The 9,996-nt window shown below is 75.7% G+C and carries 11 protein-coding genes and 1 pseudogene; 5 read left to right on the forward strand and 7 right to left on the reverse strand.

Annotated elements, in window-relative coordinates; all coding sequences use genetic code 11:
- The coding region (locus ECOMGDLI_RS34420) for an ABC transporter permease (protein WP_088314008.1) at positions 1-766 on the forward strand (766 nt) is incomplete at its 5' end.
- 38 nt (positions 767-804) lie between these two features.
- Entirely contained in the window at positions 805-1,173 is a 369-nt protein-coding gene (locus ECOMGDLI_RS03985; RefSeq protein ID WP_088314011.1) for a DUF2200 domain-containing protein, read from the forward strand.
- 8 nt (positions 1,174-1,181) lie between these two features.
- Here ECOMGDLI_RS03985 and ECOMGDLI_RS03990 read toward each other — a convergent pair whose 3' ends face one another.
- Positions 1,182-2,024 carry an alpha/beta fold hydrolase gene (locus ECOMGDLI_RS03990; protein ID WP_198954523.1) on the reverse strand — a complete coding sequence of 281 codons (843 nt, stop codon included), beginning with the start codon at positions 2,022-2,024 and terminating at the stop codon, positions 1,182-1,184.
- A gap of 106 nt (positions 2,025-2,130) precedes the next feature.
- Here ECOMGDLI_RS03990 and ECOMGDLI_RS03995 point away from each other — a divergent pair, with 106 nt between their 5' ends.
- Both ECOMGDLI_RS03995 and ECOMGDLI_RS04000 read left to right on the forward strand, forming a co-directional pair.
- Positions 2,131-3,954, forward strand: coding sequence for a GMC oxidoreductase (locus ECOMGDLI_RS03995; protein ID WP_088314014.1), 1,824 nt, complete (start codon positions 2,131-2,133; stop codon positions 3,952-3,954).
- The gene (locus tag ECOMGDLI_RS04000; RefSeq protein ID WP_088314035.1) at positions 3,951-4,550 is read left to right on the forward strand and encodes a TetR/AcrR family transcriptional regulator; all 600 of its coding nucleotides are present in this window, start codon (positions 3,951-3,953) and stop codon (positions 4,548-4,550) included. Before ECOMGDLI_RS03995 ends, ECOMGDLI_RS04000 begins: the two co-directional genes overlap by 4 nt.
- A 44-nt stretch (positions 4,551-4,594) precedes the next feature.
- On the opposite strand, the gene ECOMGDLI_RS04005 is transcribed toward ECOMGDLI_RS04000, so the two are convergent.
- On the reverse strand, positions 4,595-5,026 hold the full coding sequence (locus ECOMGDLI_RS04005) for an SRPBCC family protein (RefSeq protein ID WP_088314018.1): 432 nt from the start codon (positions 5,024-5,026) through the stop codon (positions 4,595-4,597).
- A gap of 138 nt (positions 5,027-5,164) precedes the next feature.
- Here ECOMGDLI_RS04005 and ECOMGDLI_RS04010 point away from each other — a divergent pair, with 138 nt between their 5' ends.
- Complete coding sequence (locus tag ECOMGDLI_RS04010) at positions 5,165-6,727, forward strand: NAD(P)/FAD-dependent oxidoreductase (protein ID WP_088314022.1); 1,563 nt, start codon at positions 5,165-5,167, stop codon at positions 6,725-6,727.
- Positions 6,728-6,747: 20 nt separating this feature from the next.
- Here the strand turns inward: ECOMGDLI_RS04010 and ECOMGDLI_RS36660 are convergent.
- The 5 genes and pseudogenes from ECOMGDLI_RS36660 to ECOMGDLI_RS04035 all read right to left on the reverse strand — a co-directional run.
- Positions 6,748-6,882: pseudogene (locus ECOMGDLI_RS36660) on the reverse strand (histidine phosphatase family protein); the annotation flags it as partial.
- Between the two features lie 21 nt (positions 6,883-6,903).
- Positions 6,904-7,929, reverse strand: coding sequence for a YihY/virulence factor BrkB family protein (locus tag ECOMGDLI_RS04020; RefSeq protein WP_088314038.1), 1,026 nt, complete (start codon positions 7,927-7,929; stop codon positions 6,904-6,906).
- 39 nt (positions 7,930-7,968) lie between these two features.
- Positions 7,969-8,550, reverse strand: a complete 582-nt coding sequence (locus ECOMGDLI_RS04025) for a winged helix-turn-helix domain-containing protein (protein ID WP_233153307.1) — start codon at positions 8,548-8,550, stop codon at positions 7,969-7,971.
- Complete coding sequence (locus tag ECOMGDLI_RS04030; protein WP_088314025.1) at positions 8,547-8,900, reverse strand: hypothetical protein; 354 nt, start codon at positions 8,898-8,900, stop codon at positions 8,547-8,549. Before ECOMGDLI_RS04030 ends, ECOMGDLI_RS04025 begins: the two co-directional genes overlap by 4 nt.
- Positions 8,897-9,703, reverse strand: coding sequence for a PIG-L deacetylase family protein (locus ECOMGDLI_RS04035; RefSeq protein ID WP_088314028.1), 807 nt, complete (start codon positions 9,701-9,703; stop codon positions 8,897-8,899). The genes ECOMGDLI_RS04030 and ECOMGDLI_RS04035 overlap by 4 nt, the downstream gene beginning before the upstream one ends.
- Between the last annotated feature and the right edge of the window lie 293 nt (positions 9,704-9,996).

Raw genomic sequence — 9,996 nt, forward strand, 5'->3', positions numbered from 1 at the left:
CCTCCCGCCCATCGACCTCGACGGCCCGGCCGGGGTGCCGTTCGCGCGGCTCGTCCGGCTGGAGTCGCGCAAGGTCGTCGACACCCGCTCCGGCCGCTGGCTGCTCGTCACCATCGCGGCGCTCGTCGTCGTCGCCCTCGGCCTCGTGCTGCGCTTCGGCGAGCCGGGCGACCTCACGTTCGGGATGCTCGTCGCGGTGACGAGCACCGTGCTGCTCCTGCTCTACCCGGTGCTCGGCATCCTCACGGTCACCGCTGAGACGTCGCAGCGGACGGCGCTCGTGACGTACGCCGTCGAGCCGCGGCGGTGGCGGGTCGTCGCCGCCAAGGTCCTCGCGGCGAGCTGGTGGGCGGCGGTCGGGCTCGTCGTGGCGGTCGCGCTCGGAGCGGCCGCGCACGGGATCGCCGCCCTCACCCGCGACGTCCCGGCGGACTGGTCGCCGGCCTGGGCGTCGCTCGGCGGGTTCGCGCTCTCGCTGCTGCTCGCCGTGCTCCAGGGCATCGCGTTCGGCCTGCTGCTGTCGAGCCCGGCCCTGGCCGTCTCGGCGTACTTCGTGCTGCCGATCGCCTGGGTGTTCGTCGCGAACCTCACCCCCGGGCTGCGCCGGATCGGACCGTGGCTCGACCCGTCGACGTCCGGCGAGACGCTCGTCCGCGGGGCGATGACCGGCACCGACTGGGCGCACCTCGCGACCTCGAACGCGCTGTGGGTCGCGCTCCCGCTCGCCGTGGGGCTCGCCGTCCTGTCCCGCCGCGAGGTGAAATAGGCACCCCCGACGACGGACGACGAGACAGGAGCCAGACCGTGGCAGGGCACCGGATCTTCGGCACGAGCTTCGCGAGCATCTACCCGCACTACGTCGCGAAGGCCGAGCGCAAGAACCGCACCCGGGCGGAGGTCGACGAGGTCATCGAGTGGCTGACCGGCTACGACGCCGCCGGGCTGGAGAAGGTGCTCGCCGACGAGGTCGACATGGAGACCTTCTTCGCGCAGGCCCCGGCCTTCACGCCGCACGCGTCGCTCATCACCGGCGTGATCTGCGGCCACCGGGTCGAGGAGATCGAGGACCCGCTCATGCAGAGGATCCGCTACCTGGACAAGCTCGTCGACGAGCTCGCCCGGGGGAAGAAGATGTCGGCCGTCCTGCGCGGCAGCGCCGCGCAGGACGGCTGAGACCCCCGTCAGACCCGGGCCGAGGCGCGGAAGAGCGCGCCGAGGCAGGCCTGCGGGTCGTCGGCGAAGGGGATGTGCCCGCAGGACGGCAGCGGGACGTGCACCGCCGCCGGCAGCAGCGCGCGGGCCCGGCCGGCCTGCGGCCGGTACGGCAGCACGAGGTCGCGGGTGCCCCACGCGACGACGACGGGGATCCGGGCGAGACCGCCCGGGCCCTCGCCGTCCGGGCCGAGCGCACGGGCCCACGACAGCCGGGCGAAGGCCCGCGCGGAGTCGGCGTAGCCCGACGCCGCGACGAGGGCGGCGGCGTCCGCGGCGAGGGCGTCCGCGCCGGTCCGGCGCGGGTGCGCCGAGAAGGGCCCGAAGACGACCGGCCGCGCGACCGGGTTCGCGGCGAGCGTGCGGACGAGCCCCGCGGGGACGACGCCACCGAGCCCCCGGGCACCGGTGATGAGGCTGCGGCACCACGCGAGACCGCCGCGGCCCCAGAACCCGGCGGGCGAGAACGCGGTGACGGAGCGGGCGGCGCCACGGCGGCCCAGCTCGAGAGCGACCGCACCGCCCATGGAGTTGCCCGCGACGTGCGGCCGGTCGACGTCGAGCGCCGCGCAGACCGCCTCGACGGCGTCCGCGAGCGCCTCGACCGACCCGGCCGGGAAGCGGCCCTCCGCGGACGGCAGGGCGGCCGCCGCGCCGAACCCCGGGAAGTCCAGACCGATGACCTCGCGCACCCCGGTCAGCCCCGGCAGCAGCGGGTCCCAGATCTGGCGCCGGCTGCCGATGCCGTGCAGAAGGACGAGCGGCTCACCCGAACCGGTGCGTTCGACGGCGCAGCCCGCGACGATCTCCACGCCCGTCAGGCTAGGGCCGCCGGGCGATCCTTGTTGACACTCTGACAACAACGGTGCGACGGTGCGGGCGGAGCGCACGGGCGCCCCACGCGGGCCGGAGGTGGCGATGACGTCGAGGCGGACGCGGGCGACCGGGCCCGGCACCGACGGGTTCGACTACGACGTCCTCGTCGTCGGCTCGGGGTTCGGCGGCGGCGTCACCGCGCTGCGGCTCACCGAGAAGGGCTACCGGGTCGGCGTCCTCGAGGCCGGCCGGCGGTTCGCCGACGACGACTTCGCGAAGACGTCCTGGGACGTCCGCCGGTACCTGTTCAACCCCGCGGCGCGCTGCTACGGCATCCTGCGGATGGACCTGCTGCGCAACGTCTTCGTGCTCTCCGGGGCCGGCGTCGGCGGTGGCTCGCTCGTCTACGCGAACACCCTCTACACCCCGCCGGACGCGTTCTACCTCGACCGGCAGTGGGCGCACGTCACCGACTGGAAGGCCGAGCTGGCCCCGCACTACGACACCGCGACCCGGATGCTCGGCGTCACGACGAACCCGTTGACGACGCCGTCCGACGAGGTGCTCCGCGAGGTCGCGGAGGACCTCGGCATCGGGCACACCTACCGGCCGACACCGGTGGGGGTGTTCTTCGGCCCGCCCGGGACGCCCCGCGGCCAGGCCCTGGCCGATCCCTGGTTCGGCGGCGCCGGGCCGGCCCGGACGACGTGCACGCACTGCGGCAACTGCATGGTCGGCTGCCGGGTCGGCGCGAAGAACACCGTCGCGAAGAACTACCTCCACCTCGCTGAGGCGGCCGGCACCCGGGTGCACCCGCTGACGACCGCCGTCCGGGTGCGGCCGCTGCCCGGCCCGGACGGCGCCCCGGCCCGCGGCGCCCACGGCTGGGCCGTCGAGACCCGCCCGACGGACCGGCCGGGCGCCCGGGTCGGCGCCCGGCAGGGCCGGCACGGGCGGACGTTCACCGCGCGGCACGTCGTCCTCGCGGCGGCCGCGCTCGGCACCCAGCGACTGCTCCACGCGATGCGCGACGAGGGCACCCTGGCGGACGTCTCGCCCCGGCTCGGCGAGCTGAGCCGGACGAACTCCGAGGCGATCCTCGGACCGCGGACGACGCGGCGCGGCGCGGACTTCTCCCAGGGCGTCGCGATCACCTCGTCGATCCACCCCGACCCGGTGACGCACATCGAGCCCGTGCGCTACGGCAAGGGGTCGAACCTGCTCGGGCTGCTGTCGACGGTGCTCGTCGACGGGGCCGACCCGGCCGACCCCGGCACCGGCACGCGGCGGCGGTGGGCCGCCGTCCCGCGGGAGCTGTGGCGGATCCGCCGTCACCTGCCCGGCGCCCTGCTCCCCCGGCGCTGGTCGGAGCAGGTCGTCGTCCTGCTCGTCATGCAGACCCTCGACAACTCGATCACGACGTTCACCCGGCGCGGGCTGCTCGGCCGCCGCCGGGTCACCTCGAAGCAGGGCGTCGGCGCCCCGAACCCGACGTGGATCCCGGCCGGCCACGAGGTGACCCGGCGGATCGCGGAGAAGATCGACGGCGTGCCGCTCGGCTCGGTGACCGACCTGTTCGACGTGCCGCTCACCGGGCACTTCATCGGCGGCTGCCCGATCGGGCTCACCCCGGCCGAGGGCGTCGTCGACCCGTACCACCGGCTCCACGGCTACGACGCGATCCACGTCGTCGACGGCTCGACGATCTCGGCGAACCTCGGCGTCAACCCGTCGCTGACGATCACCGCCCAGGCCGAGCGCGCGCTCTCGCTGTGGCCCAACGCCGGGGACCACGACCCACGACCGCCGCGCGGGGCCGCCTACGTGCGGGTGGCGCCGGTGCCGCCGCGGGCGCCCGTCGTCCCGGCGTCCGCGCCGGCGGCGCTGCGGTGGGCCACGGCCGCGCCGCAGGAGTCGACCCCGTGACGACCACGACGGCGACCGGCCGGCGCCGGCTCGAGCCGGACGAGCGCCGGCGGGAGATCCTCGGCTGCGCCGTCCGGCTGTTCGGCGAGCGGGCGTACGCGGAGGTGTCGACGACGGACATCGCCCGCGAGGCGGGGGTCGCGCGCGGCCTCATCAACCACTACTTCGGCACCAAGAAGGAGCTGTACCTCGAGGTCGTCCGGGCGCTCGTCACCGTGCCGGACGTCGCGCTCGCGCAGCTGCCCCGGGGCACCCGCGAGGAGCGGGTCGAGGCGTGCGTCGGGTGGTTCCTCGACGTCGTCCAGCGGCACAGCAGCGCGTGGTTCGCCGCCGTGAACGCCGAGGTTCTGGGGCGCGACCCGGACGTCGTGCGGGTCCTCGAGGAGGCCGACGACCGGACCGCGGACCAGGTGCTCGCGCTGCTCGGGATCGAGCCGACCGAGGACGTCCGCGCGATGGTGCGCGCCCACGCGGGCATGGCGAAGGTCGCCGCGCACGAGTGGCTCGTGCGCCGGGCCATGACGCGCGAGCAGGCGCACGCGCTGCTCAGCCGGACGCTGCTGACGATCGTCGAGGACGTCGCCGCGGCCGGCTGAGCGCGCGCACGGAAGCCCTGCGCGGGAACGGGTCCCGCGCCGGGTCAGGCTTCGACGATCTTCTTCAGCGCGTCGAGGCTGGTCCGCTGCGCGGCGGACACCTGGGCCTCGATCTGGCCGCCGACGGCCATGACCATGCCGCCGGAGAAGGTCATCGTCCACGTCACCGCCGTGCCGGCGCCGGACGGCGCGAGCGCGTAGACGTTCGTGACGCCGATGCCCATCGGGCCGTTGCCGGACATCGTCGAGCCGCCGCCCGCGGTGACCTCGGACATGGTCCACGCGACGTCCGCGGGCATGCCCATGATCGAGACGCGCTGGGTGAACGTCGTCCCCAGCTCGAACGCCGTCGGAGGCTCGCCGACGAAGCCCTGGTGGATCGAGACCCAGTCGGCCATCTTCGTCGGGTCGGCCATGACGGCCCAGACGGCGGCGGGGTCCGCCGCGATCTCTGTGGTGGTGGAAGCAGTCGCCATGCGCGGAACCCTACTACCCAGTAACAAGGGTGGGGAGACATCTGCGTGACGTCGCTCTCGTGGCGCAGCCTTGCGTCGTGCCGGACGGCCGAGGCGGACTGTTGGCAGGCTGCCAACAGAGTGCTAGCGTCCGGCCGCATGACGATCGCCGACGGCGGGGCCGGCCCGGCCCGGGAGGCCGTCGAGCGCTGCCGGGTGCTCGTCGTCGGGGCCGGGTTCGGCGGCCTCGGCGCCGCCTTCGCGCTGCGCCGGGCGGGCTACCGGGCGGACGACGACGTGCTCGTCCTGGACGCGGCGGACCGGGTCGGCGGGGTCTGGCGGGACAACCACTACCCGGGCTGCGCCTGCGACATCCCCGCGATGCTCTACTCCTACTCGTACGCCCCGAACCCGGCGTGGAGCCGGCGCTTCCCGCCGCACCACGAGATCCGCGCCTACCTCGAGCGGTGCGTCGACGACTTCGACGTCCGCCGGTCGCTGCGGCTGGGGACGGCCGTGGAGAGCGCCGCCTGGGACGACGCCCGCGGGCTCTGGACCGCACGCACGGCCGACGGGCGGGTCTTCGAGGCGCAGGTGCTCGTCCCGGCCGTCGGGCAGCTCTCCCGGCCCGTCGTGCCCGAGATCCCGGGACTCGACGGCTTCGCCGGGCCGGCGTTCCACACCGCCCGCTGGGACGACGCGGTCGACGTCACCGGCCGGCGGGTCGCCGTCCTCGGCACCGGCGCGAGCGCGATCCAGGTCGTCCCGGCGATCGCCGGCCGCGCCGCGCAGGTCACGGTGCTGCAGCGGACCCCGCCCTGGGTGCTGCCCAAGCCGGACCGCCGTTACGGGCCGGTGACGCGGTGGATCTCGCGGCACGTGCCCGGTGCGACGCAGGTGCAGCGCGGCGGCTTCTGGATGGCGACCGTCGTGACCGGCCGGGCGGTGCGCGGCAAGGCGGTGTCGAGCCGCGCCGTCCGCTGGCTCTCGACCGCCCAGCGCCGGCTGCAGGTGCCCGACCCGGTCCTGCGCGCGAAGGTCACCCCGGACTACCCGATGGGCTGCAAGCGGGTGCTCTTCACGGGGACCTGGTACCCGGCGCTGCGCCGCCCGGACGTCGACCTCGTGACCGACCCGGTCGTGCGCGTCACCTCGACCGGGGTCGTGACCCGCGACGCAGGCGGCGAGCGCGAGCACCCGTGCGACGTCCTCGTGCTCTCGACCGGGTTCGCCGCGACCGAGATCCTCGTGCCCCTGCAGGTGACCGGACGCGACGGCGCCGACCTGCACACGGTCTGGGCGGACGGCGCCCGCGCCCACCTCGGCATGACCGTGCCGCGCTTCCCGAACCTCGTCGTGCTCTACGGGCCGAACACGAACACGGGCAACACGTCCGTCGTGTTCTTCCTCGAGGCGCAGTGCCGCTACCTCGTGCAGGCGCTGGCGCTGCTGGGCTCCCGGCCGGGGACGCCCCTCGACGGCGGCCGACGGCTCGAGGTGCGCGCCGACGTCGAGGAGCGGTACGACGCGGAGATCCAGACCCGGCTGGCGTCGTCCGTCTGGACCGCATGCACGAGCTGGTACCGGACGGCGTCGGGGCGGGTCGTGACGAACTGGCCCGGGTCGGCGGGCGAGTACCGGCGGCGGACGGCGCGGCTGGACCCGGCGGACTTCACGGTGACGGAGGCGTCGGCGCAGCAGGAGCGGGCGGCGGTGCAGTAGCCCGGGCCGGCGCCGTTGAGATCCCCGTCGTCGCACTCGCGCAGCCTGCTGTCGAACTCGACCGGGACGCCGGCGCCCTCGAACGCGATCTCCACGGTCTGCCGGGCGCGGCGCAGGTCGGAGCAGAGCACCGCCGCCAGCCCGTCGTCTGCTGCGTGCCGGCGGACGCCGTCCGCCTACCGCGACCGCGCGGGGTCGCCGTCCGCGGGCTCCGGGTCCGCCGGGCCGAGGTCCGCCTTGACGGCGTCCCGCTCGCCCATCGGGCGGTCGGGACCATGGGTCGTGTCCTGCACGGTCTGCTTCTCGGACTCGGCGTTGATCTCGGCGCCGAGGAGCACGGCGACCAGGCTGATCCAGAGCCACAGGAGCAGGACGACGACGCCGGCGAGGCTGCCGTAGGTCTTGCCGTAGGAGCCGAAGTTGTTGACGTACAAGGAGAAGACGACGGAGGCGCCGATCCACAGGACGACCGCGACGGTCGCGCCGACGGAGACCCAGCGCAGCTTCGGGGCGTCGCGGTCGGGGGCGACGCGGTAGAGCACGGCGAGCGAGAGCCCGACGACGGCGAGGACGACGGCCCAGCGCAGCGCTTCGACGCCGATCCGCAGCGGGGTCGGCAGGTCGAGGGCGTTCGCGACCGCGGGGAAGACCGCGACGAGCGCGAGGGTGACGACGAAGACGAGGATCGCACCGAGGGTGAGGCCGAGGGCGAGCGCCTTGCGCTTGACGAAGCCGCGGGTCTCTTCCTCGTCGTAGGCGGTGTTCACCGCGGTGACGAGGTTGCCGGTGCCGCCCGAGGCGCTCCACAGCGCGAGCACGAGCGAGACGACGAGCCCGATCCCGAGACCCTGGTCGTTCGCCGCGGCGAGCGAGGACATCTGCTCGTCGAGCAGGTCACGCGCGGACGCGGGCAGCACGTCGGCGAACGTCTGGAGCTGGGCCTGCACCTGCGACGGCTCGGTGACCAGGCCGTACACGAGCATGGCCGCGACGATCGACGGCACGAGCGACAGGAACGCGTAGAACGCGACCCCGGCCGCGATGAGCATCATCTGGTCGGCCTGGAACTCCTTCCAGCCGCGCCGGGCGATCTGGAACCAGCCCCTGGCCGGCACCTCCTGCGGGCGCCCGGCGTGGGCTCCCGGGTACTGCTCGTCGAGCCCGCCGTCGCGGCCGGCCCGTCCCCCCGTGGTTGCGCTCATGCCCGCGGCTGTACCCGCCCGCGGGCCGGCCATGCCGGGTCAGGGCACCCAGCGGTAACCGACCCCGCGCACCGTCTGGAGGGGCCGGCCGTGCCCGCCGAGCTTGCGGCGCAGCCGGGCGACGTGGACGTCGACGGTCCGCGGGCCCGTCCACCGCGGGTCGGCGTGCCCCCACACCGTCGCGAGCAGGTGCTCCCGGGTGAGCACCCGGCCCGGTCGGGACGCGAGGTGCGCGAAGAGGTCGAACTCGCGGCGCGTCAGGTCGAGGGGCTCGGCGTCGAGCGTCACGGAGCGGCCGGCCCGGTCGAGCGTGAGCCCGGGCCGGACCCACTCGTGGGCGGGCGCGGGGACCGCACCGGTCGCCGTGCCCGACACGTCGGGCGCGTGGGACGCGTCGGGGACCGGGACGGCGGGCTCCGGCGGCGCGGGCACCTCGTCCGGGACCGCACGCAGGTCGGCCGGCCGGTCCGGCCGGGCCGGCAGCAGGACGACGACCCCGACGACCGCGGCCCCGGCGGGCACCTCGTCGGGCGGGACGACGGTGAGCACCCCGGGCGCCGGGTCACCGGCGCGCAGCGACCGGGCGGGCGCCAGGACGGCTCCCGCGGGCAGGACGGTCACGACGCACGCTCCTCGAGGTCGACGGCGAGGTCGACGTGGTCGAGCGGGGTCAGCCCGGCCCGGGTCCGGCGCCAGCGCGCCACGGCCCGGGGACGACGCCCCGACCGGCGGGTGCGGACCTCGAGCCGGACGACGTCGCCGTCGGCGGCCTCGAGCCAGGCCTCCCAGCCCCGGCCGCCGGCGACCCGGGCCGGCTCGTCGGGTGCGAGCCGGTCGGCGAGGGCGTCCCAGAGGTCGGCACGCGCCGCGAGGACCTCCGCGACCTGCACGAGCTGGGCGGACGACGGGTCGGGGGCGTCCGGGAGCAGCGCGTCGGGGCGGACGGCGTCGGGGCGGACCTGGTCCCTCACGACGCCACCGCCGCGAGCTCACGACGGCGACCGGCCCCGGCCGCCGTCACCGCGGGGGCCGCGACGGCGTGCGCGGCGAGCGCCGCGTCGACCGGGCCGGCCGCGCCGCGGCGGACGAACCACTCGTGCCGGTAGCCCTCGGCCGTGCCGTCGAGGTACTCGGGGCCGATCTGGCTCGCGTGCGCGGCCATCGCCTGCATCTTCGTGCCGAGCACGGCGTCGTCCGCGCGGACGGCGAACGTGATGTCGTCGGCCGGCAGGCCGACGTCGAGCAGCTCACCGGCGGCCTGCGCGAGGACGTGCCGCGGGCCGTCCCGCAGCACGAGCGGGTCGACGGTCGCCTCGTAGCCGGTGAGCCCGAGGTCGGCGGCGACGCGGGCGCCGACCCGGTGCACCTGGACGTGGTCGACGTGCCCGTAGACCCCGCGCCCGTCGTAGTGGACGACCGCCTGGGCGCCCTCGGCCTCGGCGACCTGCCGCACCCGCCGGCCGACGTCGCCGACGCCCGCCGCGCCGAGGCTGCCGGCCCGGTACGGGCCGTCGTGGCAGCCCGAGTCGGCGTACGGGAGGACGACGAGGCGCGCGGCGCCGAGCAGGTCGGCGGCCTCCTCGAGCTCGCGCAGGCGCCGGTCGCGGATGGTCTCGCCGGTGCGCAGCGGGACCCGCGGGACGCCCTGGCCGCCGTCGGTCGCGGTGACGAGGACGACACGCAGGCCGCGGTCGGCGAGCAGGCGCACGGCGGCACCGGTGAAGATCGCCTCGTCGTCGGGGTGGGCGTGCAGGACTAGGACGGTGCTGGTCATGGTGGTCGATCCCTGGCGGTCGCGGCGCCGTCGGCGCCGGGCGGGGCCCGATGGACGGGCCGTTGACACGAGTCAGGCCGCGGGACGACAACAGCACAGGACGCCCGCGACCCGGCGACACACCGGGGTCATGGGGGACGTCATGGCTGCCATGTCCACCAGATTGGCACAGAATCCCGCCGGGCTCCACCTCCGGCGCGCAGAATCTCACCGGATCGGTCAAGATTCCTCCGGCACCGCCCCGCACCATCCGCACGGCACCATCCGCACGGCACCACCCGCCCGGCACCACC

The organism is Kineosporia sp. R_H_3, from assembly GCF_002198675.1.
Classification (GTDB): domain Bacteria; phylum Actinomycetota; class Actinomycetes; order Actinomycetales; family Kineosporiaceae; genus R-H-3.

Bases quoted from the DNA above. Each gene is read 5' to 3' on its own strand.
- ECOMGDLI_RS04005 (WP_088314018.1), bottom strand. From the start codon at position 5,026: ATGGCGACTGCTTCCACCACCACAGAGATCGCGGCGGACCCCGCCGCC.
- ECOMGDLI_RS03995 (WP_088314014.1), top strand. From the start codon at position 2,131: ATGACGTCGAGGCGGACGCGGGCGACCGGGCCCGGCACCGACGGGTTC.
- ECOMGDLI_RS04020 (WP_088314038.1), bottom strand. From the start codon at position 7,929: ATGAGCGCAACCACGGGGGGACGGGCCGGCCGCGACGGCGGGCTCGAC.
- ECOMGDLI_RS04010 (WP_088314022.1), top strand. From the start codon at position 5,165: ATGACGATCGCCGACGGCGGGGCCGGCCCGGCCCGGGAGGCCGTCGAG.
- ECOMGDLI_RS04035 (WP_088314028.1), bottom strand. From the start codon at position 9,703: ATGACCAGCACCGTCCTAGTCCTGCACGCCCACCCCGACGACGAGGCG.